The organism is Corynebacterium sanguinis (assembly GCF_007641235.1).
In the GTDB taxonomy this organism is placed as follows: domain Bacteria; phylum Actinomycetota; class Actinomycetes; order Mycobacteriales; family Mycobacteriaceae; genus Corynebacterium; species Corynebacterium sanguinis.
This window is the reverse complement of record NZ_CP038157.1, coordinates 1,861,144-1,887,307: the sequence shown is the minus strand read 5'-3', so window position 1 is coordinate 1,887,307 and position 26,164 is coordinate 1,861,144. Positions and strand designations below refer to the sequence as shown.

General features: G+C 67.8%; 25 protein-coding genes. 8 read left to right on the top strand and 17 right to left on the bottom strand.

Going from position 1 to position 26,164, the window contains the following annotated elements; translation table 11 throughout:
• Positions 1-3 precede the first annotated feature (3 nt).
• The 3 genes from E3227_RS09125 to E3227_RS09115 all read left to right on the top strand — a co-directional run bounded on the left by E3227_RS09125 (position 4) and on the right by E3227_RS09115 (position 2,755).
• Entirely contained in the window at positions 4-777 is a 774-nt protein-coding gene (locus tag E3227_RS09125) for an ABC transporter permease (protein ID WP_144318240.1), read from the top strand.
• A gap of 129 nt (positions 778-906) precedes the next feature.
• Positions 907-1,761 (top strand): COX15/CtaA family protein, encoded by an 855-nt coding sequence (locus tag E3227_RS09120; protein WP_246062941.1) that lies wholly within the window; start codon positions 907-909, stop codon positions 1,759-1,761.
• A gap of 25 nt (positions 1,762-1,786) precedes the next feature.
• Positions 1,787-2,755 carry a quinone oxidoreductase family protein gene (locus E3227_RS09115; protein ID WP_144318238.1) on the top strand — a complete coding sequence of 323 codons (969 nt, stop codon included), beginning with the start codon at positions 1,787-1,789 and terminating at the stop codon, positions 2,753-2,755.
• Here E3227_RS09115 and E3227_RS09110 read toward each other — a convergent pair.
• Complete coding sequence (locus tag E3227_RS09110) at positions 2,752-3,666, bottom strand: heme o synthase (protein WP_136651240.1); 915 nt, start codon at positions 3,664-3,666, stop codon at positions 2,752-2,754. The two genes, E3227_RS09115 and E3227_RS09110, sit on opposite strands and share 4 nt — an antisense overlap.
• A 277-nt stretch (positions 3,667-3,943) precedes the next feature.
• Here E3227_RS09110 and tkt point away from each other — a divergent pair, with 277 nt between their 5' ends.
• From tkt to pgl, 5 genes are all read left to right on the top strand, one after another.
• Positions 3,944-6,019: a transketolase gene (tkt, locus tag E3227_RS09105; protein ID WP_144318642.1), complete on the top strand. Its 2,076-nt coding sequence runs from the start codon at positions 3,944-3,946 to the stop codon at positions 6,017-6,019.
• A 35-nt stretch (positions 6,020-6,054) separates the two neighbouring features.
• The gene (tal, locus tag E3227_RS09100; protein ID WP_136651239.1) at positions 6,055-7,140 is read left to right on the top strand and encodes a transaldolase; all 1,086 of its coding nucleotides are present in this window, start codon (positions 6,055-6,057) and stop codon (positions 7,138-7,140) included.
• A 97-nt stretch (positions 7,141-7,237) separates the two neighbouring features.
• Positions 7,238-8,773, top strand: a complete 1,536-nt coding sequence (zwf, locus tag E3227_RS09095) for a glucose-6-phosphate dehydrogenase (protein ID WP_136651238.1) — start codon at positions 7,238-7,240, stop codon at positions 8,771-8,773.
• Positions 8,774-8,815: 42 nt separating this feature from the next.
• Positions 8,816-9,748, top strand: a complete 933-nt coding sequence (locus tag E3227_RS09090; protein ID WP_136651237.1) for a glucose-6-phosphate dehydrogenase assembly protein OpcA — start codon at positions 8,816-8,818, stop codon at positions 9,746-9,748.
• A 25-nt stretch (positions 9,749-9,773) separates the two neighbouring features.
• Complete coding sequence (gene pgl, locus E3227_RS09085; protein ID WP_144318237.1) at positions 9,774-10,490, top strand: 6-phosphogluconolactonase; 717 nt, start codon at positions 9,774-9,776, stop codon at positions 10,488-10,490.
• Here the strand turns inward: pgl and secG are convergent, their stop codons facing one another.
• The 16 genes from secG to fmt all read right to left on the bottom strand — a co-directional run bounded on the left by secG (position 10,491) and on the right by fmt (position 26,158).
• The gene (gene secG, locus E3227_RS09080; protein ID WP_144318236.1) at positions 10,491-10,727 is read right to left on the bottom strand and encodes a preprotein translocase subunit SecG; all 237 of its coding nucleotides are present in this window, start codon (positions 10,725-10,727) and stop codon (positions 10,491-10,493) included. It abuts the gene before it with no gap.
• 18 nt (positions 10,728-10,745) lie between these two features.
• Positions 10,746-11,528, bottom strand: a complete 783-nt coding sequence (gene tpiA / locus E3227_RS09075; RefSeq protein WP_144318235.1) for a triose-phosphate isomerase — start codon at positions 11,526-11,528, stop codon at positions 10,746-10,748.
• 20 nt (positions 11,529-11,548) lie between these two features.
• The gene (locus E3227_RS09070) at positions 11,549-12,766 is read right to left on the bottom strand and encodes a phosphoglycerate kinase (protein WP_144318234.1); all 1,218 of its coding nucleotides are present in this window, start codon (positions 12,764-12,766) and stop codon (positions 11,549-11,551) included.
• A 106-nt stretch (positions 12,767-12,872) separates the two neighbouring features.
• On the bottom strand, positions 12,873-13,886 hold the full coding sequence (gene gap, locus E3227_RS09065) for a type I glyceraldehyde-3-phosphate dehydrogenase (protein ID WP_136651232.1): 1,014 nt from the start codon (positions 13,884-13,886) through the stop codon (positions 12,873-12,875).
• Between the two features lie 159 nt (positions 13,887-14,045).
• Entirely contained in the window at positions 14,046-15,035 is a 990-nt protein-coding gene (gene whiA, locus E3227_RS09060; protein ID WP_144318233.1) for a DNA-binding protein WhiA, read from the bottom strand.
• A gap of 44 nt (positions 15,036-15,079) precedes the next feature.
• Positions 15,080-16,039 (bottom strand): gluconeogenesis factor YvcK family protein, encoded by a 960-nt coding sequence (locus tag E3227_RS09055; RefSeq protein ID WP_136651230.1) that lies wholly within the window; start codon positions 16,037-16,039, stop codon positions 15,080-15,082.
• 24 nt (positions 16,040-16,063) lie between these two features.
• The gene (gene rapZ, locus E3227_RS09050) at positions 16,064-16,939 is read right to left on the bottom strand and encodes an RNase adapter RapZ (protein ID WP_144318232.1); all 876 of its coding nucleotides are present in this window, start codon (positions 16,937-16,939) and stop codon (positions 16,064-16,066) included.
• A 19-nt stretch (positions 16,940-16,958) separates the two neighbouring features.
• On the bottom strand, positions 16,959-19,028 hold the full coding sequence (gene uvrC / locus E3227_RS09045; RefSeq protein WP_136651228.1) for an excinuclease ABC subunit UvrC: 2,070 nt from the start codon (positions 19,026-19,028) through the stop codon (positions 16,959-16,961).
• A gap of 6 nt (positions 19,029-19,034) precedes the next feature.
• A complete protein-coding gene (locus E3227_RS09040; protein WP_144318231.1) occupies positions 19,035-19,562 on the bottom strand; it encodes a PH domain-containing protein in 528 nt (175 codons plus the stop codon).
• A 97-nt stretch (positions 19,563-19,659) separates the two neighbouring features.
• Complete coding sequence (gene ribH / locus E3227_RS09035; protein WP_144318230.1) at positions 19,660-20,145, bottom strand: 6,7-dimethyl-8-ribityllumazine synthase; 486 nt, start codon at positions 20,143-20,145, stop codon at positions 19,660-19,662.
• Between the two features lie 32 nt (positions 20,146-20,177).
• A complete protein-coding gene (locus tag E3227_RS09030; RefSeq protein WP_136651225.1) occupies positions 20,178-21,434 on the bottom strand; it encodes a bifunctional 3,4-dihydroxy-2-butanone-4-phosphate synthase/GTP cyclohydrolase II in 1,257 nt (418 codons plus the stop codon).
• 5 nt (positions 21,435-21,439) lie between these two features.
• Positions 21,440-22,033: a riboflavin synthase gene (locus E3227_RS09025; RefSeq protein ID WP_144318229.1), complete on the bottom strand. Its 594-nt coding sequence runs from the start codon at positions 22,031-22,033 to the stop codon at positions 21,440-21,442.
• Positions 22,034-23,008: a bifunctional diaminohydroxyphosphoribosylaminopyrimidine deaminase/5-amino-6-(5-phosphoribosylamino)uracil reductase RibD gene (gene ribD, locus E3227_RS09020; RefSeq protein WP_144318228.1), complete on the bottom strand. Its 975-nt coding sequence runs from the start codon at positions 23,006-23,008 to the stop codon at positions 22,034-22,036. It abuts the gene before it with no gap.
• Positions 23,005-23,661, bottom strand: coding sequence for a ribulose-phosphate 3-epimerase (rpe, locus tag E3227_RS09015; protein ID WP_144318227.1), 657 nt, complete (start codon positions 23,659-23,661; stop codon positions 23,005-23,007). The genes ribD and rpe overlap by 4 nt, the downstream gene beginning before the upstream one ends.
• A 152-nt stretch (positions 23,662-23,813) precedes the next feature.
• A complete protein-coding gene (locus E3227_RS09010) occupies positions 23,814-25,238 on the bottom strand; it encodes an RsmB/NOP family class I SAM-dependent RNA methyltransferase (RefSeq protein WP_144318226.1) in 1,425 nt (474 codons plus the stop codon).
• Complete coding sequence (gene fmt / locus E3227_RS09005; protein ID WP_144318225.1) at positions 25,235-26,158, bottom strand: methionyl-tRNA formyltransferase; 924 nt, start codon at positions 26,156-26,158, stop codon at positions 25,235-25,237. Before fmt ends, E3227_RS09010 begins: the two co-directional genes overlap by 4 nt.
• Positions 26,159-26,164 lie beyond the last annotated feature (6 nt).

Sequence of the window (26,164 nt, the reverse complement as noted above, 5' to 3'; positions counted from 1 at the left end):
AGCATGGCTCTAGAACTTGCCGAAGGCACGTTTACCCCGCGCCCCCGCCGCGCTTCCGTAACCCGGATGGCGCTGGCGCAGGGGCGCATCGAGGCGTTGCTCATGCTGCGCCACGGTGAGCAGCTGCTGCTCAACCTGATCATCCCCGCTGTGATCCTCGTCGCCGCCGCGAAGCTGCCGATCCCCGGGGCTGACTCGCCCGCGCGCCTCGACCACCTCGTGCCGGTGGTGTTTGCCGTGGCGGCGAGCAGCGCGGGCTTTACCGGCCAGGCGATCGCGCTGGCGTTCGACCGCCGCTACGGCGCGCTCAAGCGCACCGGCGCCTCCGGGGTGCCGGCATGGACGATCATCGCGGGCAAGATTCTCGGCGTGCTGGCGATGGTGGCAGTCCAGATCGTCGTCCTCGGCGCGATCGCCGTCGCCTTGGGTTGGCGCGTCCCCGTCGGCGGCGCCCTGTTCTGCGGGGTGACGCTGCTGCTCGGCGTGGCGTGTTTCACCGCCCTGGGGTTGCTGCTCGGTGGCACCATGAATTCCGAGCTCGTCCTCGCCCTGGCCAACCTGCTGTGGCTGATTTTGGTCGGTATCTTGGGGTGGGTCACTTACTCTGGCAACCTGGTCGAGGCCGGCTGGTACAACCTGGTGCCCACCGTCGCCCTGGCGGGTGCGCTGACGCAGGCGCTGCACCTGAGCGTGGACTCCGGGGCGTGGATCGCGCTAACGGTGTGGGTGGCTGTCGCCGTCACCGCCGCCGCCCGCTGGTTCCGCTTCGATGGCTAGAACGGCCGAGGCGTGGGTTAAGCTAAGAATCAATCTTAAGTTTGATACGTGGAAGGTACCGGTGTTGACGTGAACACCCCTGTTAAGACGACCGTGGGCCCATCCCTGAAGCTGCAGCGCGTCCTCGCGATGATCCTGCTCCTGTGCCAGGGCGGCATCACGGTGACCGGCTCGCTCGTGCGCGTCACGGGCTCGGGCCTCGGCTGCAACACCTGGCCGCTGTGCCACGAAGGCTCGCTCGTGCCCGTGCCGGGCGCCGCGCCCGCGATCCACCAGGCCATCGAGTTCGGCAACCGCATGCTGGCCTTCGTCGTCGCGGCGGCTGCGGTCGCCGTGACGGTGGCGGTGTACAGGGCGCAGCGCCGCTGGCACGTCAAGCTACTGGGCTTGCTCTCCATCGCCGGCGTGGCGCTGCAGGCGCTACTCGGCGGGATCTCCGTGCTGGTCAACCTGCACTGGTGGGCGGTGGCCGTGCACTTCCTGCCCTCGATGGTGCTGGTCTGGATCGCAGCCGTGCTCTACATGCGCATCAGTGAGCCGGATGACGCGCCCGTCGTCACGCGCTACGACGGTAGCGCCCGCACGGCCGTGGTCGTCGCGGCTGTCGCGATGAGCTTCGTGCTGGTGACCGGCACGATGGTCACCGGCTCGGGCCCGCACTCGGGCGACAGCGGGGTCGGCATGGAGGGCCGTTTGGCACTCGACACCGAGATCCTCGCCTACGTCCACGCCGCGTGCATGTACATCTACCTCATTTCCACGCTCGTCGGCGTTTACCTGCTGCGCCGTTCGCAGGCGCCGAAGGACGCGTTCAACACCGCCTTGGTGCTCGTCGCCATGATCGTCGTCCAGTGGGCCGTGGGCGTAACCCAGTTCTACCTCGGCGTTCCGCGCTGGACTGTGCCGTTGCACATCGCCATGTCCTCGGTGATCGTCGCCTTTAGCGCCTTCCTCTGGGCGCACGGCAAACGCCGGATGGCCTAAACGGGGCTCCGGTAACGTGGGGGCCATGAAGGCGATCTACGTTACCCAGCACGGCGGGCCCGAGGTTCTCACCTACACGGACCGCCCCGACCCGGAGCCGACCGAGGCGCACGTTCTCGTCGAGGTGCTCTACGCGGGTGTCAACTACATCGACACCTACTTCCGCTCTGGCACCTACGACCAGGAACTGCCCTACATCCCCGGCACCGAGGGGTGCGGCCGCATCATTGCCGACCCCGCCGGTGAAATCGCCGAGGGCACGCTGGTCGCCTGGCACAGCGCCCCCGGCTCGTACGCCGAGAAGGTGTGCGTTCCCCGCAACCGCCTCGTCGCGGTGCCGCAAAGCATCGATCCCGCGGTCGCGGCGTCGATGCTGCTCCAAGGCATGACGGCGCACTACCTTCTGCACGGCACCCGCGAGACGAAGCCGGGCGACACGATGGTGATTACCGCTGGCTCCGGCGGGGTCGGGCTCGTGCTGACTCAACTGGCTGCCGCCGCCGGCGCGGTGGTCTACTCCGTGACCTCGACCGAGGAGAAGGAGAAGCTCGCCTACGACGCGGGCGCAACGCAGGTGTTTCGCTACGATACTTTCGCCGAGGACGTCAAGGAAGCCAACGGCGGAAAGGGCGTGGACGTGATCTACGACGGCGTGGGCAAGGACACCTTCGCCCAGGCCCTCGACGTCTGCCGCCCGCGCGGGCTCGTCTGCTCCTTCGGCTCCGCCTCGGGCGACGTCGAGCCGTTCGTGATCCAGGAGCTGAACAAGCACGGCTCGCTGTTTCTCACCCGCCCGTCGCTGGCCGCCTACGTCGCCACTGACGACGAGTACCGCATGCGCGCCCAAGCGGTCGTCCGCGCGGTCGAGGAGGGAACCCTAACGTTTCGCATCCACGAGCCTTTTCCGCTTAGCGACGCCCGCCGCGCGCACGAGGAACTCCAGGCCCGCTGTACCTCGGGCTCGGTCGTGCTCAAGGTTGCTGAGGACGCTTAGAGGAAGTACTCCGCGACGGTTTGCCAGCCCAGCACCGCGTCGACTGACAGGGCGAGGAAGAGCACCGCGAGGTAGTTGTTCGACAGGATGAACAGCTTCAGCGGCTTGACGTCCTCGCCGCGCACGACGCCGTTGTGCAGCTTGGTCGCCATGACCAGGAATCCGGCGCCCGAGGTCACCGCGACAATGAGGTAGATCCACGAGGCGGCCGGGACCAGCAACAGCGAGGTCGCCACGGTCAGCCAGGAGTAGAAAACGATCTGGCGCGTCGTCTCCTGCGGGGTGGCCACGACCGGCAGCATGGGCACCTTCGCCTTGGCGTAGTCGTCCTTGTACTTCATGGCCAGCGCCCAGGTGTGCGGTGGTGTCCAGAAGAAGATGATCATGAACAGCACCACGGCCTGCCACCAGCGATCCGGCGAGCCATCGTTGACGTTGTCGCGCACCGCGGCCCAACCGACGAGGACCGGCATGCAACCGGCGGCGCCGCCCCAGATGACGTTCTGCCACGTGCGACGCTTCAGCCACTTGGTGTAGACGAAGATGTAGAACCAGTTGGTCAGCAGGATGAAAAACGCCGCGAGCCAGGAGTTGCAGACGAACCCGAGCCACAGAACGGACAGGGCGAGCAGCACCCAGGCGTAGATCGCGGCCTTGCGCTTGGTCACGGTGGCTCTCACCAGCGGGCGCGCCCGGGTACGGCCCATCTTCTGGTCAATGTCGTAGTCGGCGACCATGTTGAAGGTGTTCGCGGCCGCCGCACCCATCCACCCGCCGAGCAGCGTGCCCAGGATGAGCCACAGATCCACGCTACCGCGGTTGGCCTGGAGCATGGCGGGGATCGCAGCGACGAGGAGGAGCTCAATGACCCTCGGCTTCGTAAGCGCAAAGTAAGCCTTGATGGTCTCCAAGTAAACAACTCCTCCAGCAGAAACGGCCGCCCGGTACGGGAGGGCCAACATCACAGTAGTCGCACCGCGACGGCGAAAAGTTCCGCCCCCGCCCGAAACCGCGCGGGCGTCATACCTTCGGATGATGCTACCGCCACGGCGCAGTAACGGGTAATCCAGACACGCTCCACTGCCAACCGATAGGCTAGGCGGCGAAGATCACTAGCAAAACCACTCACGAACGACACAAGCGAGGAACAACGTGACCCAGTCGACCCTGCCCCCCGAATTGCACGCGATGACCGTCCGCAACTACCCGGACGATTGGACGCAAACGGATACGCGGGCCGTGGACACTGTACGCGTGCTTGCGGCGGACGCTGTCGAGAACTGCGGCTCGGGCCACCCGGGCACCGCGATGTCGCTCGCTCCCCTGGCGTACACGCTCTACCAGCGCGTCATGAACATCGACCCGCAGGACCCGCACTGGGTGGGCCGCGACCGCTTCGTGCTGTCCAACGGCCACTCGTCGCTGACCCAGTACATCCAGCTCTACCTCGGCGGGCTTGGGCTCGAGCTTGAGGACCTGAAGCAGCTGCGCACGTGGGGCTCGAAGACCCCGGGCCACCCGGAGTACAACCACACCAAGCACGTCGAGATCACCACCGGCCCGCTCGGCCAGGGCCTCGCCTCCGCAGTCGGCATGGCGATGGCGTCGCGACGCGAGCGCGGCCTCTACGACCCAGACGCTCCCGCCGGCGAGTCGCCGTTTGACCACTACATCTACGCCATCGCTGGCGACGGCTGCCTGCAGGAGGGCGTGACCTCCGAGGCCTCGTCGCTGGCGGGCACCCAGCAGCTGGGCAACCTCATCGTCTTTTGGGACGACAACCGCATCTCCATCGAGGACGACACGCAGATCGCGTTCACCGAGGACGTGATGAAGCGCTTCGAGGCCTACGGCTGGCAGACGCTGACCGTGGATTCCGGCGAGGACGTCGTCGCGATCGAGTCCGCCGTGGCGCAGGCGCAGGCCGAGACCGCCCGCCCGACGCTGATCCGCGTCAAGACCGTCATCGGCTACCCCGCCCCGAACCTGCAGAACACCGGCGCGGTGCACGGCGCGGCGCTTGGCGCCGAGGAGGTCAAGCTGGTCAAGGAGGCCCTGGGCTTCGACCCCGAGGTGACCTTCCCCGAGGAAGAGGCCGTGATCACCCACACCCGCAAGCTGACGGCACGCGCCAGCGAGAAGCGCGCCGCGTGGGAAGAGAAGTTCAACGCCTGGGCCGAGAACAACCCTGACAACGCGGCCCTGCTCGAGCGCCTCACCGCGCGCCGCCTGCCCGAGGGCTGGGACGCGGAGCTGCCAACCTGGGACGCCGACGAGAAGGGCCTGGCCACCCGCAAGGCCTCCGAGGCCGTGATCCAGGCGGCCGCCGCCGCACTGCCGGAGCTGTGGGGTGGCTCCGCCGACCTGGCCGGGTCCAACAACACCCTGATAAAGGGCGCAGCCTCCTTCGGCCCCGCAGAGATCACCACCGACATGTTCACCGCCGAGCCGTACGGCCGCAACCTGCACTTCGGCATCCGCGAGCACGCAATGGGCGCGATCATGAACGGCATCGCGCTCCACGGCGGCACCCGCGTCTACGGCGGCACCTTCCTCATCTTCTCGGAGTACCTCTACCCCGCGATCCGCGTCGCCGCCCTGTCCGGCATCGACGGCTACTACGTGTTCACCCACGACTCCGTCGGCCTCGGCGAAGACGGCCCCACCCACCAGCCGGTGGAAACCCTCGCGGCGCTGCGCGCCATCCCGGACCTCGCCGTGATCCGCCCCGCGGACGCGAACGAGACCTCCGCTGCGTGGAAGGCCGCGCTCGAGGGCAAGGAGCAGCCCAAGGCGCTCGCCCTGTCGCGCCAGAACCTGCCCGTGCTCGAGGGCACGAAGGAAAAGGCGTTCGAAGGCGTTGCCCGCGGCGCCTACGTGCTGGTTGAGGGCTCCAAGCCGACCCCGGACGTGATCCTCATGGCCACCGGCTCCGAGGTGCAGCTCGCTGTCGCCGCTGCTCGCGAGCTCGAGGGCTCCGGCGTCGCCGCGCGCGTCGTCTCCATGCCGTCGATGGAGTGGTTCCTCGAGCAGGACGACGACTACATCGCCGCCGTGCTGCCTCACGACGTCAAGGCCCGCGTCTCCGTCGAGGCGGGTGTTGCCATGCCGTGGCACCGCTTCACCGGCGACCACGGGCGCAACGTCTCGCTCGAGCACTTCGGCGCCTCCGCGCCGGGCCCCGAGCTCTTCGAGCGCTTCGGCTTCACCGCCGACGCCGTCGTCAACGCCGCCCGCGACTCCATCGCCAGCGCCACCGCCTAACCCTTAACCACACACGCAAAGGACTTAAAACCCCCATGACCTCGATTGACAAGCTGTACGAGATCGGAACCTCCACCTGGCTCGACGACCTCTCGCGGGATCGCATCACCACTGGAAACCTGGACGAGATTAAGGCGTCGAAAAGCATCAAGGGCGTCACCACCAACCCGGCGATTTTCGCTAAGGCCATGAGCGGTGGCAACGCCTACGACATTCAGCTCGCCGACCTGAAGGCGGCCGGCAGCGAGGTCGATGCGGCTGTGTACGCAATGAGCGTCAAGGACGTCCAGGATGCCTGCGACCTCTTCGCCGACGTCTTCGAGGCGACCGACGGCAAGGACGGGCGCGTGTCCATCGAGGTCGATCCGCGCTACGCCGCCGACGAGGAGCGCACCGTGGCGCAGGCGGCCGAGCTGGCGCAGCTGGTCGACCGCCCGAACGTGATGATCAAGATCCCCGCCACCGACGAGTCCCTGCCCGCCGTTACAGCGACCCTGGCCGCCGGCATCTCCGTCAACGTCACCCTGATCTTCTCCGTCGAGCGTTACCGCCAGGTTATCGACGCCTTCCGCGAGGGCGTGCGCCAGGCCGAGGCGAACGGGCACGACGTGTCGACAATCCACTCCGTGGCGTCGTTCTTCGTCTCCCGCATGGACACCGAGGTGGACAACCGGCTTGAGACGATCGGCACGCCCGAGGCGCTCGAGCTGCGGGGCAAGGCCGGCATTGCCAACGCGCGCCTGGCCTACCAGCTCTTCCTCGACGAGTTCTCCGACTCCAGCCAGTTCCCCGCGGGCACAAACAAGCAGCGCCCACTGTGGGCGTCGACCGGCGTGAAGAACCCGGACTACCCCGCCACCATGTACGTCACGGAGCTCGCGGGCCCCGACACCGTCAACACCATGCCCGAGGCGACGCTCGACGCGATGCTCGAGCAGGGCGAGGTGCGCGGCGACACGCTGACCGGAACCGCCGCCGAGGCGCAGGCGACCTTTGACAAGCTCGAGGCCGTGGGCATCGACTTGGACGACGTCGTCGCCGTGCTCGAGCGCGAGGGCGTGGAGAAGTTCGTCGACGCCTGGCAGGAGCTGCTCGACTCCATGGCACAGAATTTGAAGTAGTTTCGCGTTTTGTGCCCGCGCACCCGCGCGGGCACAGTACATTTGAACGAATCCCCAAAAATCTTTCCCATCTACCTATTACTCGAGGTGAACAACCGTGACGGACGAGGCCGTGTGGGTCAACCCGCTCCGACAGCCAGAGGACAAGCGCCTGCCGCGCATCGCAGGGCCGTCGGGAATGGTGATTTTCGGCGTAACCGGCGACCTCGCGCGCCGCAAGCTCCTGCCGGCGATCTACGACCTTGCCAACCGCGGCCTGCTGCCCGCCGGTTTCAGCCTCGTCGGCTTCGGCCGCCGCGAGTGGAGCAAGTCGGACTTCGAGGATTACGTGCGTTCGGCCGTCGAGAAGGGCTCGCGCACGCGCTTCAATGAGAACGTGTGGAACCGCCTCGCCGAGGGCATGCACTTCGTCACCGGCGCCTTCGACGACGACGAGGCCTTTGAGAAGCTCGCGGCGCTTCTGGCGGAGATGGACGCTAACCGCGGAACCGGCGGCAACTGGGCTTTCTACCTGTCCGTGCCGCCGGAGTACTTCTCCGACGTAGTCCACCAGCTCGACCGCTGCGGTATGGCCACCCCGACGGGCAACCAGTGGCGCCGCGTGGTCATCGAGAAGCCTTTCGGTCACGACCTCGCCTCCGCGAAGAAGCTCAACGAGGTGGTTAACCACGTCTTCCCCGAGCGCTCCGTGTTCCGCATCGACCACTACTTGGGCAAGGAGACGGTGCAGAACATCCTCGCGCTGCGCTTCGCTAACCAAATGTTCGAGCCGGTGTGGAACGCCAACTACATCGACCACGTGCAGATCACCATGGCCGAGGACATCGGCCTCGGCGGCCGCGCCGGCTACTACGACGGCATCGGCGCCGCCCGCGACGTGATCCAGAACCACCTGATCCAGCTGCTCGCGCTCGTGGCCATGGAGGAGCCCACCTCGTTCTCGCCGCGCCGCCTGCGCGCCGAGAAGCTCAAGGTGCTGCGCGCCACCACCGCCCTGGAGCCCTTCGACGAGACGACCGCGCGCGGGCAGTACGCGGCCGGCTGGCAGGGCTCGGAGAAGGTCATCGGCCTGCGCGAAGAAGACGGCTTCGACCCGGACTCCACCACGGAGACCTACGCGGCCTGCACCCTGAAGATCAACTCGCGGCGCTGGGCGGGCGTGCCGTTCTACCTGCGCACCGGCAAGCGCCTGGGCCGCCGCGTCACAGAGATCGCCCTGGTGTTCAAGCGCCCGCCCTTCCAGCCCTTTGCCAAGGGCCAGACCGACCTGCTGACCGCCAACGCTGTCGTGCTGCGCATCCAGCCGGACGAGGGCGTGCTCATGCGCTTCGGCTCCAAGGTCCCGGGCTCCACGATGGAGGTCCGCGACGTGAACATGGACTTCTCCTACTCCGAAGCCTTCACCGAGGAGTCCCCCGAGGCCTACGAGCGCCTCATCCTCGACGCCCTGCTGGACGAGTCGAGCCTCTTCCCCACCAACGAAGAGGTTGAGCGCAGCTGGGAGATCCTCGACCCCGTCCTCGAGCACTGGGCCGAAAACGGCCGCCCCGATGCTTACGCAGCCGGTACGTGGGGCCCCGAGTCTGCCGACGCGATGCTCGCGCGCACCGGCCGCCACTGGCGCAGGCCTTAAGCACGGTTTGACCGAGAATAGACGATTGAAAGAGGCCCGGAGATGATCATCAAACTCCCCGACACCACGACGCGCCAGATCACCGCGACCCTTCTGCAGGCGCAGGACAACTACTCGATGGCCACCGGCCGCGTGCTCACCCTGCTCGTGGTCGCCGCCGCGAGCGACGACGTCGACTCCATCCTGTTGTCCGTGCGCGACGCGACTCAGGAGCACCCGGCCCGCGTGCTGGTCATGCTGCTCGGCGACTCGGACGAGCCGACGAAGCTCGATGCCGAATGCATCCTGACCGCCGACGCGGGCGCCTCCGAGATGGTGGTGATGCACCTGCACGGCGAGCTCACCCAGAATCTCGACTCCGTGGTCACTCCGCTGATCCTGCCCGACACCCCAATCGCCGCCTGGTGGCCGACGACCGCCCCGGCGAACCCGGCCGAGGCGCCCCTGGGCAACATCGCGCAGCGCCGCATCACCAACGCGCGCCGCAACGTCTCCGGCAACGCGCTCCTGCGCCTGTCCAACGGCTACTCCGAGGGCGACTCCGACATGATGTGGTCACGCATCACCCCGTGGCGCGGAATCGTCGCATCCGCCGTGGACCGCCACCAGGGCGAGGACATCACCGCTGTGCACATTTCCGGACCCGTGGACAACCCGAGCGTCGACATCGCCGCCGGGTGGTTGGCGAGCTGCCTCGGCGTCGACGTGACCCGCAGCCCGGGCCCGAGCGCCTCCGAGATCATCGAGAACGTCCCCATCACCGAGCTGCGCCTGACCTACGACCGCGGCGACATCGTCGTCTCCGTCATGGACGAGCACAGCGTGCGCGTCTCCGTCCCGGGCAGCCCCGACTCCTACGTCGCCATGACCGCGCGCACCGACGCGGAGTGCCTGGCCGAGGAACTGCGCCACCTCGACCCCGACACCGCCTACGCCAACGCGCTCGACGGCATCTCCCACGTGCACGTCGTCTAACTCACGAAAGGCCCCACCCTCGCTCATGGTTACGGTTTCACAGTTCCCTGACCTCGATTCGCTTATCGACGCCGCCACCGAACGCTTTGCCCACACCATCAGCGCCATCCACGCCGACCCGGTCGGTGGCGTCAACGGTGACGGCACCGCCCGCGTCGTCCTCACCGGCGGCACCGCCGGCATCCGTTTTCTCGAGAACCTGCGCGATGTGACGATCGACTGGTCGCGCGTCTTCGTCTTCTTCGGCGACGAGCGCAACGTTGAGGTCACGCACGTGGACTCCAACGAGGGCCAGGCCCGCGCGGCGCTGCTCGAGCACGTCGCGATCCCCGAGGCCAACATCTACGGCTACGGTTTGACCGGCGGCGACATGGGTGAGGCGGTGCGGCGCTACGAACGCGACCTGGGCATTGCCGCGCCAGAGGGCTTCGACATCCACCTGCTCGGCATGGGTGGCGAGGGCCACATCAATTCCCTGTTCCCGCACACCCGGGCGGTGCGCGAAACCGAGCGCCTCGCGCTCGTGGTGACGGACTCGCCAAAACCCCCCGCCGACCGGGCAACGTTGACCCTGCCCGCCGTCGGGCGCGCCGAGCGCGTCTGGCTGCTGGTTTCAGGCGCGGAAAAGGCGGAGGCGGCCGCGCACGTGGCACGCGGCGCCTCCGCCGAAGAGTGGCCGGCCGCTGGGGCCGCCGGGCGCGAAGAGACCGTGCTCTTCGTCACCGAGGACGCTGCCCCCTAGCTAGACCGCGAAGGACTGCGCAAGGTTCAGTCCGATGATGCACGTGATCCAGATAACGGCGATCACAATGGTGTAGCGGGTCAGGTTGCGCTCGACGATCGTCGACCCGGACAGGTTAGCCTGCACGCCGCCGCCGAACAGGCTGGACAGGCCGCCACCTTTGCCACGGTGCAGCAGGACGAACACCGTCAGCAGGATTGCGGTGATGACCAAGACGATCTCTAGAGCCAGAATCATGGATTACACCTTACACGACTAGCGCACAGCGTTAGCCGCCGCCGCGGCCAGCTTCGCAAATTCCTGGCCGTCAAGAGACGCTCCCCCGACAAGGCCGCCGTCGACGTCGGGCTGCCCGACGATCTCGCCGATCGTGTCCACCTTGACGGAGCCACCGTAGAGGATGCGGATCGCGTCGGCGGTGGGGTCGTCGGCAAGCTCGCGAACCGTCTCGCGGATCGCCTTGCACACCTCCTGGGCATCGGCCGACGACGCGGTCTTGCCGGTGCCAATCGCCCACACCGGCTCGTACGCGATGACCGTGCGACCCAGCTCCACCGTGCCCAGGGTGGCCAGGGAGCGGCGGGTCTGCTCGACGACGTAGGCGACGTGCTCCGAGCGCTCGCGGACGTCCTCCGGCTCGCCGACGCACACGATCGGGCTGATGCCGTGCTCGAGCGCCTTGGCGGCCTTCGCCGCGACAAGCTCATCGGTCTCTCCGTGCTCGTCGCGGCGTTCCGAGTGGCCGACGACCACCCAGGAGCAGCCGAGCTTGGCCAGCATCGCGGCCGAGATGTCGCCGGTGTGCGCCCCGTTGTCGTGCGGGGAGACGTCCTGGGCGCCGTAGGTGATCTGCAGCTTGTCGCCGTCGACAAGCGTTTGGATCGAGCGCAGGTCCGTAAACGGCACCGTCAGCGCGATGTCGACGTACTCGTACCCGTCCTTCGGGAACGCGAACGTTAGCTTCTGGGCGCTTGAGATGGCCTCGAGGTGGTCGAGGTTCATCTTCCAGTTGCCCGCAATAAGCGGCTTCCGAGGCATGTGTAAAGTCCTTTCTAGTCTTACTTGCTCACGACGCTCACGCCGGGCAGTTCCTTGCCCTCGATGAGCTCGAGGGAGGCACCGCCGCCGGTGGAGATGTGGGTAAAGCCATCCTCGTCGAGGCCGAGCGCGCGTACCGACGCCGCCGAGTCACCTCCGCCGACCACAGTGAAGCAGTCGTTGTTCTTCGTCGCGTCGATCATCGCCTCCGCGACTGCCTTCGTTCCGTCCGCAAAGTTTGGGAACTCGAACACGCCCATCGGCCCGTTCCAGAACACCGTCTTCGCGTCCTTGATCGCCGCCACGTAGTTCTGCGCGGTCTCGGGGCCGATATCGAGAGACATCCAGCCCTCGTCGATGTCATCGAGGCCCACGACCTTCTTCTCGGCGTTCTTGTCGAACTCCGGCGCGATCGCGAGATCCACCGGCAGCACCAGCTTGTCGCCGTAGGTTTCGATCAGCTTGCCGCAGGTCTCGACCATGTCTTCCTGCAGCAGGGACTTCTGCACATTGTGGCCCTGCGCGGCGAGGACTGTGTAGCACATGCCGCCGCCGATAACGAGCTTGTCGGCCTTCTGCGCCAGCGCCTCGATCACGCCGAGCTTGTCGGAGACCTTGGAGCCGCCGAGCACGACGACGTACGGGTGGGCGGGGTTGTCCTTGACGATGTTAAGCGTCTCCACCTCCTTTTCCACTAGGTAACCGGCGTAGGCCGGGAGCTTCTTGGCCACGTCGTAGACCGATGCCTGCTTGCGGTGCACCACGCCGAAGCCGTCGGAGACGAACGCGCCGTCGTCGGCGGCGAGGTCGGCCAGCTCCGCGGCGAAGGCCTCGCGCTCGGCGTCGTCCTTGGAGGTCTCGCGGGCGTCGAAACGCACGTTCTCCACCAGTAGGATCTCGCCCTCCGTCAGGCCGTTCGCGCGCTCGTGGGCGTCCTCGCCGGAGACGTCAGAGGCCAGCGGGACGAACTGGCCGAGGCGCTCGGACAGGGCCTCGGCGACCGGCTTCAAGGAGAACTCCGGCTTGAACTCGCCCTTCGGGCGGCCCAGGTGGGCGGTGACGATGACCTTCGCGCCGCCGTCGAGAAGCGCCTTGAGCGTCGGGATGGAGGCGTCGATACGCCCGGCGTCGGTGATGTTGCCCTCGTCGTCGAGCGGGACGTTGAAGTCGGAGCGAACAAGGACGTGGCGCCCATCGACACCCTCGTCGAGCAGCTGCTGAATGGTCTGAAGTGGCATGAAAGTCTCCTTCACAAGCTGGTGTAATGCGTCCATATCGAGTCTAGTGAGAAATGGGAAAGCCCGGGGTGTGCGCTTGCGCGCACCACCCCGGGCCGGGCCGGGCTTAGTTCAGCTTGTCCGCGACCGTCTTGGTCACGCGGATGAACTGCTCGGTGTAGCCGTACTCGTTGTCGTACCACGAGATGACCTTGAGCAGGTTGCCGTTGATCACGCGGGTCATACCGGCATCGAAGATGCCGCCGTAGGGGCTCTTGATGATGTCAGAGGACACGATCGGGTCCTCGGTGTAGTGCAGCGCCTTGGCCAGGTCGCCCTCCTGGGTGGCGGCCTTGACGGCGGCGTTGACCTCCTCGACCGTGGTGTCCTTCTCCAGCTGGACGGTCAGGTCGGTGGCGGAGCCGGTGATGGTGGGCACGCGCATAGCGAAGCCGTCGAGCTTGCCCTTGAGCGCCGGAATGACCTCAGCTACGGCCTTGGCGGCGCCGGTGGTGGTGGGCACGATGTTCTGGGCGGCGGCGCGGGCGCGGCGCAGGTCCTTGTGAGGAGCGTCCTGCAGGCGCTGGTCACCGGTGTAGGCGTGAATGGTGGTCATCAGGCCGGAGACGATGCCGAAGTTATCGTTGATGATCTTCGCCACAGGGGCCAGGGAGTTGGTGGTGCAGGACGCCGCGGAGATGACGGTGAGGTCGTTGGTGTAGTCCTCGTGGTTGACACCCCACACGAACGAGCCGTCGACGTTCTTGCCCGGGGCGGAGATGATGACCTTCTTCGCGCCGGCGTCGATGTGGGCCTGGGCGTCTTCCTTGGTGCGGAACTTGCCGGTGCACTCGAGCACGATGTCGACATCGAGCGCGCCCCAGTTGATGTCGGCCGGGTCCTTCTCCTCGGATACCTCGATGTGGTGCCCGCCGACGGTGATCGAGGTCTCGTCGTGCTCCACGGTGCGGCCGAGGTGGCCGTACGCGGTGTCGTACTTCAGAAGGTGTGCGAGGGTCTCGTTGTCGGTCAGGTCGTTGATCTTGACAACCTCGAGCTCGCCCTCGAAGCTGTCGAGGATGACGCGCAGGGAACTGCGCCCGATTCGTCCGAATCCGTTGATGCCGATGCGGGTAGTCACTGTCAGTCACTCCTTAAAGAGTTTCGGTTCACTTACCGGAACTGGAAGTTTCCTGAGTCGAGTTCCTCGCAGCCCCGTTGAGTCCCAGTGTAGCCCTGTTTGACCGTGCCCGCATGGTACCGATTTTGCCCGGTTTGCGCCCCAGGCGCCTGTGTAGTACTAGGGCGCGGACGCGTCGTCCTCCGCCGCAAGCGCCGATTGCGTATCGGCGATTCCGAGCTCGGCGGCGCGCTTGTCCGCAAGCGAGAGCAGCCGGCGGATCCGCCCCGCCACGGCGTCCTTGGTCATCGGCGGGTCTGCGAGACGACCGAGCTCCTCCAGCGAGGAGTGCCGGTACTCCACGCGCAGGTGCCCGGCTTCAGCCAGGTGCTCGGGGACGTCGTCGCCAAGGATCTCCATGGCGCGCTCGACGCGTGCCGCCGCTGCCGCCGCCGCCTGCGCCGAGCGCCGCGTGTTGGCGTCGTCGAACGTGGCCAGGCGCTGCCCGCTTTTCGCGGTCATCTGCTTCTTCTTGCGCTTCTCGTCCCAGCTCACGCGCGTACGCTGCGCGCCCATGCGGCTGAGTAGCACCGCGATGGCGTCGCCGTCGCGCAGAAACACCCGCTCCACCCCACGCGTTTCCTTCGTCTTCGCCGCGACGGAGAGCCGGCGGGCTAGGCCGACGAGCGCGAGCGCCGCCTCCTGGCACGGGCTGAGCACCTCGAGGCTCGAGCTGCGCCCTGGCTCGGTGAGCACGCCGCGCGCGAGGAAAGCCCCGCGCCACGCGGCTTCGACCTCGGCGATCGAGCCGGAGATGATGTGCCGCGGCAAGCCCACGACCGGGTGGCCCGACACCGTCACCAACTTCAGCCGGCGGATCACGTCTTTGGTGCCGTCGACCACGCTGACCGTGTACGTGGCGTCGCGGCGGCTCGAGTCCGGGCTCAGCGTCTGCACGCGCACGTCGACGTCGCATAGCTCGCGTAACGACGCCGCAAGCCGTTGAGCGACGCGCATCTCCGAAAACTCAGCGCACAGGCTCAGCCCGCGCGGGGTCTGAGCGACCTCGCCGGCGAAGCGGATCATGGCCGCGGCCTCGGCAAAACGGGTAGCTTGGGAGGGGTGCTCGACCAGCAGCAGCTCGTCTTTCACCTGGGCGGTTAGCGACACCGCGGTACCTCCATCTGCATTGCACACCGTAAAGTCCACACAGTTTAACTCGCCCCGCCGAGCGCGAGAAGCGCAGCCGCCAACTTTGCTGGGTCGTGCACGTTGCGCTCGGCCTCGTTGGCCGACTCCGTGCGCACGTCAGTGTAGGTGATCTCCCCGCCGACGCGTTGCGCGGTGCGCTGCAGGTGGGTGCGCTCGCCGGGGGTGGTGTTGACGTTGCTGTCCGCGAGGAAGTGATCGACCCGCAAACCAGGCGCGTGCTGCGAAAGCAGGTGGATGTGGCGCTCGGTAGTAAAGCCCTGGGTCTCCCCCGCCTCCGGCGACAGATTCAGCACGACGATCACCTTCGCCGCGGTCTCGTTGAGCGCCGTGACGACATCTGGCATCAGCAGGTGCGGGATCACGGAGGAAAACCACGAGCCGGGCCCGATCGTAACCACGTCGGCGTTCATGACCGCCGCGATCGCGGCGCTGTTGACGGGCGGATCCGCCGGCAGGATGCGCACGCGGCGCACCGAGCCGGGAGTCGTCGCCACCGCCACCTGGCCACGCACGGAGCGCAACACCCGGGGGTCGTCGTCAAGCCCAGCGACATCCGCCTCGATCTCCAGCGGCTCGTTACACACGGGGATGACCCGGCCGTTTGCGCCCGCCCAGGTGGTGAGTACGTCGAGCGCCGCCTGCATGCCGCCGGCCTTTTCGCTCAAGCCGGCGAGCAGGAGGTTACCCACCGCGTGCCCGGCCATCGCGCCGTTGCCCTGGAAGCGGTGCTGCAGCGTGTTGCGCCACAGCCGGCCGGTGTCGGTGTCGGGCATCAGCGCGGACAGCGCCATGCGCAGGTCCCCCGGGGGGATCATCCCGAGCTCGCGGCGCAGCCGCCCGGAGGAGCCGCCATCGTCGGCGACCGTGACGACGGCGTTGATGTGCTCGGCGCGGGCGCGTCGACACGCTAAAAGCGTTTGGTACAGGCCGTGGCCGCCGCCGAGGCAGGTGAAAGTGGTCATGGGTTAATCGCTTCGCTCTAAGGTCTAGTGGCGCTCGAGATCGCGGTGCAGGACGTGAACGTCGACGTTATCAAGCTCGCGCAGGCGCTTCGCAATGGCCTCGGAGACGGCGACCGACCTGTGGTGACCGCCGGTGCAGCCGATGCCCACGGTGACGAAATCCTTGCCCTCGTGGCGGTAGCCGGCGAGCATCGAGTTGAGCAGCGCGACGAAATTGTCCACGAACTCGGTCGCACCCGGCTGGGAGAGCACGTAGTCGGCCACGGGCGCGTCGACGCCACGGAACTGGCGCAGCCCCTCAATCCAGTACGGGTTGGGCAGAAAGCGCACGTCCATCACGATGTCCGCGTCGCGTGGCGAACCGTGCTTGAACCCGAAGGATTCTATGGTGACGTGCTGGCGATCGATCGGCAGCTCGCCTACCGACGCCTCCACGGCGCGGCGCAGGTCGTGCACGGAGAGGTTGGAGGTGTCAATAATCACATCCGCCTGCTCGCGCACCGCTGCGAGCTGTTCGCGCTCGCGCTCGATACCGACGCTTAGAGGGTCCACGCCCTGCAGCGGGTGCGTGCGGCGAACGCTGTCGAAGCGGCGGATGAGGACGTCGTCACGCGCCTCGAGGTAGAGCACGAACGGGGCGATGCCCTTCGCCTTGATCGACGCGATGGTTTCCAGCAGCGAGCCGGAGAAGTTGCGGGCGCGCACGTCGGTGACAAACGCGAGGTGCTCCACCGGCGCGGTGCCGGCGAGCGCCATGTCGGTCAGCTCCAGGATCATCGACGGCGGCAGGTTTTGCGACACGAAGTATCCCTTGTCCTCGAAGATCTTCGCGGCCGAGGACAGCCCTCCCCCCGACAGCCCCGTGATAATCACCGGCCGAATGCCCGTTGTGGTCTCCATGGCTGCCCATCCTAGCGCGCTAGTCGCGGTGGAGGTGCTCGTAGATCGACTCGGCCAGCTTTGGGCCGACGCCCTTGACCTGCTGGATTTCCTCCTTGGTAGCCTCGGTGATCTTCTTGACGCTGCCGAAGTGCTTGACCAGGTCGGTGCGGCGCGCCGGCCCCAGCCCCGGCACCCCGTCGAGCGCGGAGGCGCGCATCCGCTTGGAGCGCTGCTGGCGGTGGTACGTAATGGCGAAGCGGTGTGCCTCGTCACGGATCTGCTGCAGCAGGTACATGCCCTCGGAGTTGCGCGGCAGGATGACGGGCTCGTCGTCGTCGGGCACCCAGATCTCCTCGAGGCGCTTGGCCAGGCCAATGAGCTGCACGTCAATGATCCCGAGCTCGTCGAACACAGCCTGGGCTGCGTTGACCTGGGGCTTGCCGCCGTCGACGATGAAGAGCTGCGGCGGGTAGGCGAACCGCCTCGCCCCGGTTGTCTCGACGTCGGCGGCCTCGTCGGCAAACGTCAGCGCGGCGGCCTCCTCGTCCGGGTTGGCCAGCTTGTCCTCGGTGTAGCGCTTGAAACGCCTGCGGGTCACCTCGGCGATGGAGCCGACGTCGTCGGAACGTCCGTCGCCCGCGGCCTCCTTGATGCGGTAGCGGCGGTAATCGTTCTTGCGCGGCAGGCCGTCCTCGAACACGACGAGCGAGGCAACGATGTCTGTGCCCTGGATGTGGGAGATGTCCGTGCACTCCATCCGCAGCGGCGCCTGCTCCATGCCGAGCGCGTCCTGGATGTCTTGCAGGGCCTGGGAGCGCGCGGTGAGGTCGCCGACACGCTTGAGTTTGCGCTGGTTGAGCGCCTCCTGGGCGTTGCGGCCCACGGTCTGCATCAGCGCGGCCTTGTCCCCGCGCTGGGGCACGCGGATGTCCACCGGCCCGCCGCGCAGCTCGGCGATGAGGTCGGCGACCTCCTCGGCCTCCTCCGGCAGCGTGTCCACGAGGATCTCGCGCGGGATCGCGACCGGCGGCGTGACGGGCGCGTGGGACTCCTGATCCACGCCGCGCCGGCGAACCTTTGACTCCCGCAGCCGGGCATCCTCCGCCTGCTCCTCTTTCACCCTGTCCGCCGTGTCCGAGTAGTACTGCACGAGGAAGTCCTGCATCAGCGCCGGCACGGCCGGGTCGGCTTCGCCCTTGTCCAGCCGCTCCTGGCTGCCCGGCTCGTCGCCCGTCTTCTCCACGACCCAGCCGCGTTGCGCGCGGATGCGCCCGTCGCGCACGGTGAAGATCTGCACCGCGGCCTCGAGCTCGTCGGTGGCAAACGCGATCACGTCGGCGTCGGTGCCGAGGCTGAGCACCACCGTCTGGCGCTCCATCACCTTGTTCACGGCCCCGAGGTCGTCGCGAAGCCGCGCGGCTTTCTCGAATTCGAGCTCGGCGGCCGCGGCGTTCATGCGCTTGGTCAGCTGCTTGACGACGTCATCCGTGCGCCCCGACAAAAATGCCACAAACCCCCGCGCGATCTCGTCGTACTCCTCCTCCGAAACGCGGCCCACGCACGGCGCCGAGCACTTGTCGATGTAGCCCAGCAGGCACGGCCGGCCCAGCGCCTCGTGGCGGTTGAACACCCCGTTGGAGCAGGTGCGGATGGGAAAGACGCGGGTGAGCAGGTCAAGCGTTTCGCGCACCGCCCAGGCGTGGGAGTACGGCCCGAAGTAGCGCACCCCTTTGCGGCGCGGGCCGCGGTAGAAGAACGCGCGCGGGAAGCGCTCCCCCACGCTCACGGCGAGCATGGGGTAGGTCTTGTCGTCGCGGTACATGACGTTGAACCAGGGGTCGAAACGCTTGATCCATGTGTACTCGAGCTGGAGGGCCTCGACCTCGCTGGCGACAACGGTCCACTCCACCGAGGCGGCGGTAAAGACCATCTGACGGGTTCGCGGGTGCAGCTGCTTCGGGGGCTGGAAATAGTTGTTCAGCCTCGCGCGCAGGTTCTTCGCCTTGCCGACGTAGACGACGCGCCCGGCGCCGTCGCGGAACTTGTACACGCCGGGCTCGGTGGGGATGGTACCCGGCGCAGGGCGGTAGGACTCGGGGTTGGCCACGCGCGCCTAGCTTTCGGGCATGTACTTCGCCTCGAGGGCGCGGAACTTCTCGACGGCCTCAATCGCGCGCTGCCCGTCGCCGGACTGGATCGCCCAGAGCGGGACGTACTCGAACTCCGGCAGCTCGAGCCGGGCCATGCGCGACGAGCGCGGGAAGGTCAGCCCGTAGATCACCAGCCAAGGGTAGAAGCGGGTGCCGATGATGTTGCGCACCTCGACCCCGTCCTTGTTCACCCGGACGCGGGGCCGGGTGAGGCAGATCCAGGAGACAATGGAGATGATCAGGCCGACGCCGGGGAAGGCGAACTTGTCAATGGTGGTGATTGCCAGGCCCGTGAACTCGACGTCGAGCACCAGCGCCATGAAGATGTGCACCGCCATGACCAAGATGACCCAGCCGATGGCGACCTTCTTCAGAAACGGCGAGGTGATCTCAAGCTCCCACGGCTCCGTAGAAGTCACGGCGTGCGGATCGGCCGCGTAGAGGCGCAGCAGCTCCTCGTCGCTTAGCTTCTTGGTGTCTTTGGCCTCCACGGCACCGCCGTCCTCTCCACGCACGTCGCGCGCACGGTTGTCGCCCGTGCATGCGCGAGCAGTCTTTCGCTTGATCCTAACCCGTGCCGGGTATTTCCTAGCGCTTGGGCGCGGCCGCGCGGGCTTTGCGCAGCTCCGCGACGGCACCCAGCGCAGCGTACACGGCGTCGGCGCCCTTGTTTTCCTTGGCGTCCTCACCGCCGGCGCGCTCGAGCGCCTGGTCCTCGTCGTCGACGGTGAGCACGCCGTTGCCCACTGGGGTTTCCTCGTCCAAGGCGACGCGGGTCAGCCCGGCGGTGACGGAGTCGCACACGTAGTCAAAGTGCGCCGTCTCGCCGCGGATAACGCAGCCTAGGGCGACGACGGCGTCGTAACGCCGCGCGCAGGCCTGCGCTAGGACGGGCAGCTCAAAGGCACCGGCAACCCAAAACTCGTCGACCTTCGCGCCGAGGTCACGGGCGGCATCCACTGCGTGCTCGTGCAGCTGGGTGACGATCTTCTCGTTCCAGTGCGTAGACACGATCGCCACGGTCATGCCCTCGGCGTTGTGTCTCGGTATGTCGGGTGCTCCCTGGTGCGGCATCGCGTGCCTCGTCCTTTCTGTGTCGGGCGGGCCTACCGGCCGCCCGTGGTGTGGTCCGCGCTCCAGCGCTCCACGAGCGGCAGGTCATGGCCGAGCCGGTCGCGCTTGGTGCGCAGATAGCGGATGTTGTCGTGCGATGGAACAATCTCGATTCTAGTGCGCCCGTCGACACTCGGTCCATAACCTTCCAAGGCCGCGACCTTGTCGGGGTTGTTGGACAGGACATCGAAGGACGTCACGCCGAGGTCCGCGAGGATGTGCCCGGCGACGGAGTACTCGCGGGCGTCGATAGGCAGGCCCTGCTCGAGATTCGCGTCGACGGTGTCCAGCCCGGCGTCCTGCAGGCGGTAGGCCTCGAGCTTGGCCAGCAGCCCGATGCCGCGGCCCTCGTGCCCGCGCACGTAGACGATGACGCCGCGGCCGGCTTCCTGGACCCGGCGCATGGATTCGTGCAGCTGGGGGCCGCAGTCGCAGCGTCGCGACGCGAACACGTCGCCGGTGAGGCACTCCGAGTGGACGCGCACGAGCACCCCGGGCTGCGCCGCGACGTCGCCGACGACGAGGGCGACGTGCTCGGTGCCGTCGATGGTGTTGCGGTACCCGTAGGCCTGGAACTCGCCGAATTCGGTGGGCAGGCGGGTCTGCGTGCAGCGGGTGACAAAGTTCTCGCGGTGGCGGCGGTAGTCGATGAGCTGGGCGATCGAGATCATGACCAGGCCGTGCTCGTCGGCGAAGCGGCGCAGCTCGGGCCCGCGCGCCATGTCGGTCGGGTCCTCGGCCGAGACGATCTCGCACAGCACGCCCGCAGGCCTTAAACCGGCGAGCCGGGCAAGGTCGACGGACGCCTCGGTGTGGCCGTCGCGAGCAAGCACCCCGCCGGCACGCGCGCGCAGTGGCACGATGTGGCCGGGCCGAGTAAAGTCGCTCGCGCCTCGCGCGGGATCCGCCAGGCGGGTGATCGTCTCGCAGCGCGAGCGCGCGGAGATGCCCGTCGTGCCCGTCGCTGCATCGACCGTCACCGTGTAGGCGGTGGCGCGGGCGTCCTCGTTGCGCGCCACCATCGGCGGCAAGTTGAGCCTGTCGGCGTCGGCGTTCTCCAACGCGACGCAGATGTAGCCGGAGGTGTGGCGCACCATAAACGCGACGAGCTCGGGCGTGGCCAGCTCCGCGGCGAAGATCAGATCGCCCTCGTTCTCCCTGTCTTCGTTGTCCACGACGACCACGGCCTCGCCGCGGGAGACAGCGGCGATAGCCTCCTCGACGCTATCCAGGGAAATCGGGTCACTCATGGCGATTAATGGTAGCCCTGCGTCATCTTTTCGACGTACTTGGCCACGATGTCGACCTCGATGTTGACATCCTCGCCGGTAGCAAGGCTCCCCGCGGTGGTGTCGCTGAGCGTAGTGGGGATCAGCGAAACCTCAAAGTAGTCCTCTCCGATCGCCGAGACCGTCAAAGAGGTCCCGTTGACCGTGATCGATCCCTTCTCCACCACGTACCGGGCCAGCCCGGCGGGCAACGTAAAGCGCACCACCTCCCAGTTCTCCGAGGGCGTGCGCGAGACCACCTGCGCGACGCCGTCGACGTGGCCCTGCACAATGTGCCCGCCCATGCGCGCCCCCGCCGCGAGCGCCCGCTCAAGGTTAACGCGCGAGCCTGCGACGTAGCTGCCGAGGCGCGAGCGGTCGAGGGTTTCCTGCATCACGTCGGCGCTGAACACGCCGTCGGCGTTGTCGACGACGGTCAGGCACACCCCGTCGACGGCGATCGAGTCGCCGTGGCGCGCGTCGGCGGTGACCAGCGGCGCGCGCACGGCGATGCGCACGGCGTCGTCAAGCTTCGTCAGCGCGACAACCTCGCCGACCTCTTCTACCAGACCAGTAAACATCTACCTCTCCATTTCTATGAGTACGTCGCCACCCAGCACCGTGACGCGCGAAAGGGCAAAGCGCGGCGCGTCGGCCAGGGTTGCAGCAAGCGCGGTGTCGACCACGCCCGCGCCGGCGCCGAGCAGCAGCGGGGCTACGTAGGCCTGAACCCGGTCGACGAGGCCCTCTCGAAGAAAGCTCGCCGCCAGCCCCGCCCCGCCTTCGACGAGCACGTCGCGCGCGCCCGACTCCCACAGCGCCTCCAGCGCCGCGGCGGGGGTGGCGTACTGCTCGAAGCCGAGCCGTGTGAGGTTTCCCTCGGGCACCGCTCGCGTGCCGACGACCACCCGACGCGGCTGCGTTTCCATCAGCGTGCCGTCGCCGCGGCGCGCTGTGAGCGAGGGGTTGTCGGCGATCGCGGTGCCCGTGCCGACGACGATCGCGTCGCGCACCGCGCGGTCGGCGTGCACGTGGCGGCGAGCGTCCTCGCCGGTGATCCACTTGCTCGTCCCGTCCGGCGCCGCCGTGAAACCGTCGAGGCTGGCGGCGTACTTCAGCGTGACCGACGGCCGGCCGCGCGCGACTGAGGTCAGCCAGGGCTGCAAGGCGTCGACGCGCTGCAGGGCGTAGATCACCTCGACTCCGTGGCGTTCGAGGTAGTCGGCGCCGCCGGCGGCCTGCGGGTTGGGGTCTTTGGTGAGGTAGACCAGGCGCGTGATGTGGGCGTCGACAAGCGCCTGCGAACACGGGCCGGTGCGGCCGGTGTGGTTGCAGGGCTCGAGGGTGACCACCGCCGTGGCCCCGCGGGCCCTGTCGCCTGCCGCTCGCAGCGCGTTGATCTCCGCGTGCGCTCCCCCTGCCGGGGAGGTGCCCCCGGTGGCGATGAGCTCGCCGTCCGGGCTGAACAGGGCGCACCCCACGGGCGGGTTCGGCGAGGTGGTGCCGCGCACGGCGTCACCCGCACGCAGCGCAGCCGCGTAGTCGATCTCACTCACCGCGCGGCCTGCGCGAGGCGGCGCAGCGTATCGACGGCCGCCGCCGGGTCGTCTTTGCCGAACACCGCCGAGCCCGCGACAAAGGACTCCACGCCCGCGGCCGCCGCCTGGACGATGGTGGCCTCGGCGATGCCGCCGTCGATAGCAATGATGGTGTCTAGTTTTGCTGCGGTGATGTGTTCGCGCAGCGTGCGCACCTTGCTAAGCACCTCGGGCATGAACTTCTGCCCGCCGAAGCCGGGCTCGACGCTCATGATCATGACCTCCTCGAAATGCTCGAGGTCATCCAGGTAGGGCTCGATGGGCGTGCCCGGCTTGACTGCGAAGCCGGCCTCGACGCCGAGCTCGTGGACAGCCTTCGCCGCTGCGACGTGGTCGCTGGTGGCCTCGACGTGGAACACGAGGCGGTCCCCGCCTGCCGCGATGTAGGTTTCGAACCACTTCTCCGGCTGCTCAATCATCAGGTGCATGTCGAGGAACTGCTCTGTGACTCCGTCGACCGCCTTGGTCACGTCCGGGCCGAAGGAGAGGTTGGGCACAAAGTGGCCGTCCATGATGTCGACGTGGATGAGGTCGGCGTTGGGCACCTTGCGCACGTCCTCACCGAGCGCCGCGTAGTCGGCGGCCAGGATGGAAGGAGCGATGTACAACATGGTTCACAGCCTACTTTTCTCTGAGCTGGGGCGCGTCTTTGAGTCCGGGATCTTGGTCGGCGGGTGGGTGTGCTGTGTGTGTTCGGCTGTGCCTTCTCGCTGAGGTCTAGTAGCTATACCTCAACAACCCGGCCCCACCAGCCCACAGCGCACTACCTCCTACGAAGCACCGAGAAAAACATCGCATCGGTCCCGTGCCGGTGCGGCCACATCTGCACGCTCTTGCCCGCGCCCGTGCCCTCCATCGGGGGCAGGTAGGCGCTAGCGTCGAGCTCCTCGGCCACGCCTTCTGCGAGCACGGCGTCAACCACCCCGCGCGTTTCCCGCACGTCCGGCGAGCACGTGGAGTAAACAACGACGCCACCGGGCTTGACCAGGCGCAGCGCCGACTGGAGCAGCTCGGTCTGCAACTGGGTGAGCTCGCCAATCTCGGACTCCTGCTTCTTCCACCGCGCCTCGGGGCGCCGCCTCAGCGCGCCGAGTCCAGAACAGGGGGCGTCCACAAGCACGCGATCGTAGCCGGGCTCCAGGCCCGGGTCACGGCCGTCAGCGACGGTGACGGAGACGGGCAGCCCGCCGATGACCTTGCGGATCAGCTCCGCGCGGTGCTCACTGATCTCGACGGCGTCGACGTGCGCGCCCTCAATCCCGGCCAGGGAGCCGAGCAGCGCGGCCTTACCGCCGGGGCCAGCGCACAGGTCCAGCCACCGCCCGGCGTCTGCCTCGACGTCGACCTCGGCGAGCGCGCGGGCGATGAGCTGGGAGCCCTCGTCCTGCACGCCGGCCAGGCCGTCGCGCACCGGCTCGAGCACACCGGGGTCCCCCTCGTGCAGGTAGACGGCGTACGGCGAGTACCTGCCCTCGTCGCCGCCGGTGATCGCGGCGAGCTCGGCGGCGGAAATCTCGCCGGGGCGGGCGACGAGGTGGACAACCGGGCGCTGCGAGTCCGCCTCGAGTGCCGCCTCCAACTCCCCTTCTGCCCCGCTCGCGCCGAGCGCTGTGCCAAAGGATCGCGCGATCCACTCAGGGTGCGCGGTGCGAAACGCCACCGCCGCCACCGGGTCAGACGGGGTGAGATCGTCCAGCCACTGCTCGGCCGGGGTGCGGGTAATCGTGCGCAGGATCGCGTTGGCAAAGCCCTTCGCCTGGCCCGCCCCGGCCGCTTCGACGAGGCGCACGGACGTGTCGACGGCCGCGTGGTCGTCGACACGCGTGTACAGCAGCTGGTACGCGCCGAGACGCAGCGCAGCGAGCACCTCGGGCGCGATCTTGTCCAGCTCGCGCGAGGAGCACCGCGCGATCACGGCGTCGAGCACGCCCTGGGCGCGCAGCGTTCCGTAGGCGAGCTCGGTGGCAAACGCCGCGTCGCGGCCTGTGATGTTGCGCTCGCGCAGCAGCCTCGGCAGCACGAGGTTGGCGTACGCGTCGTCGGTGGCCACCCGGCGCACGACCTCGAAGGCCGCCTCGCGCGCGCCGTCGCCGATGCGCGTCGCCTTCACCTGCGGCTTGCTCACCCGCTTGCTCTCCCGGCGCTCCTCTCGCCGCCCGGACGCGCGCGACCTAAACCCACCACTCATGCGAACTCAATCCCTTCCGTGTCCTGCAGCCCGCGCGCCCAATCCGCGGCGGCCATCATTTTCTTTCCCGGCGGCTGGATCCGCGTCAGCGCCACGTTCGCGCTGGACGTTCCCACCTCCACCGAGTCCTTGCTCACGCGCACCTCGCCGGGGTGCAGATCCGCACCGCTTACAGACTCAACGCGCTCGAGCTTTACGCGCTCGCCGCCGAGCGTCGTCCACGCGCCCGGCGCCGGAGTGTGCGCGCGGATGGCGCGGTCGATCACCTCGGCGGGCTGGGCCCAGTCGATGCGCGCGTCGTTAGTCGAGATTTTCGGCGCGTAGGTGCCCTCGGCGGGCTGCGGGACTGCGGTGATGGTGCCGTCGGCAAGCCCGTTCATGGTTTCCACGAGCAGGTCCGCCCCGGAGTGGGCGAGGCGCGTCAGCAGGTCGTCCGCGGTGTCCGTGGGGTGGATCGGCTCGTGGATGTGGCCGAGGATGTCGCCGGTGTCCAGGCCGGCGTCGATGCGAAACGTCGTCGCGCCGGTGTCCGTCTCGCCGCTGCTTATCGACGCCTGCACGGGCGCCGCTCCACGCCACGCGGGTAGCAGGGAGAAGTGCAAATTGACCCAACCGTACTTCGGGATGTCCAGCATGTCCGCCGGGATCAGGTTGCCGTAGGCGACAACGGGCACAGCGTCTGGGGCGATCTCGCGCAGCACCTGGCGGATCTCCCCGTTGTCTTTCAGAGTCTGCGGCGTCAACACCTCGATGCCGTAGCTGTGCGCAAGCTCCTTGACGGGCGAGGGGTGCAGGCTGCGGCCCCGGCCCTTGCGCGCGTCGGGCCGGGTGATCACCGCGACCACCTCGTGCTCGGAGGCGATGAGCGTGCTCAACGCCACGGCGGCGGGCTCGGGGGTGCCGGCGAAAACAAGTCGCATGGTGTT

Bases quoted from the DNA above. Each gene is read 5' to 3' on its own strand.
- E3227_RS09125 (WP_144318240.1), top strand. From the start codon at position 4: ATGGCTCTAGAACTTGCCGAAGGCACGTTTACCCCGCGCCCCCGCCGC.
- E3227_RS09120 (WP_246062941.1), top strand. From the start codon at position 907: ATGATCCTGCTCCTGTGCCAGGGCGGCATCACGGTGACCGGCTCGCTC.
- E3227_RS09115 (WP_144318238.1), top strand. From the start codon at position 1,787: ATGAAGGCGATCTACGTTACCCAGCACGGCGGGCCCGAGGTTCTCACC.
- tkt (WP_144318642.1), top strand. From the start codon at position 3,944: ATGACCGTCCGCAACTACCCGGACGATTGGACGCAAACGGATACGCGG.
- tal (WP_136651239.1), top strand. From the start codon at position 6,055: ATGACCTCGATTGACAAGCTGTACGAGATCGGAACCTCCACCTGGCTC.
- E3227_RS09090 (WP_136651237.1), top strand. From the start codon at position 8,816: ATGATCATCAAACTCCCCGACACCACGACGCGCCAGATCACCGCGACC.
- pgl (WP_144318237.1), top strand. From the start codon at position 9,774: ATGGTTACGGTTTCACAGTTCCCTGACCTCGATTCGCTTATCGACGCC.
- secG (WP_144318236.1), bottom strand. From the start codon at position 10,727: ATGATTCTGGCTCTAGAGATCGTCTTGGTCATCACCGCAATCCTGCTG.
- tpiA (WP_144318235.1), bottom strand. From the start codon at position 11,528: ATGCCTCGGAAGCCGCTTATTGCGGGCAACTGGAAGATGAACCTCGAC.
- E3227_RS09070 (WP_144318234.1), bottom strand. From the start codon at position 12,766: ATGCCACTTCAGACCATTCAGCAGCTGCTCGACGAGGGTGTCGATGGG.
- E3227_RS09055 (WP_136651230.1), bottom strand. From the start codon at position 16,039: ATGACCACTTTCACCTGCCTCGGCGGCGGCCACGGCCTGTACCAAACG.
- rapZ (WP_144318232.1), bottom strand. From the start codon at position 16,939: ATGGAGACCACAACGGGCATTCGGCCGGTGATTATCACGGGGCTGTCG.
- ribH (WP_144318230.1), bottom strand. From the start codon at position 20,145: ATGCCGCACCAGGGAGCACCCGACATACCGAGACACAACGCCGAGGGC.
- E3227_RS09030 (WP_136651225.1), bottom strand. From the start codon at position 21,434: ATGAGTGACCCGATTTCCCTGGATAGCGTCGAGGAGGCTATCGCCGCT.
- E3227_RS09025 (WP_144318229.1), bottom strand. From the start codon at position 22,033: ATGTTTACTGGTCTGGTAGAAGAGGTCGGCGAGGTTGTCGCGCTGACG.
- rpe (WP_144318227.1), bottom strand. From the start codon at position 23,661: ATGTTGTACATCGCTCCTTCCATCCTGGCCGCCGACTACGCGGCGCTC.
- E3227_RS09010 (WP_144318226.1), bottom strand. From the start codon at position 25,238: ATGAGTGGTGGGTTTAGGTCGCGCGCGTCCGGGCGGCGAGAGGAGCGC.
- fmt (WP_144318225.1), bottom strand. From the start codon at position 26,158: ATGCGACTTGTTTTCGCCGGCACCCCCGAGCCCGCCGCCGTGGCGTTG.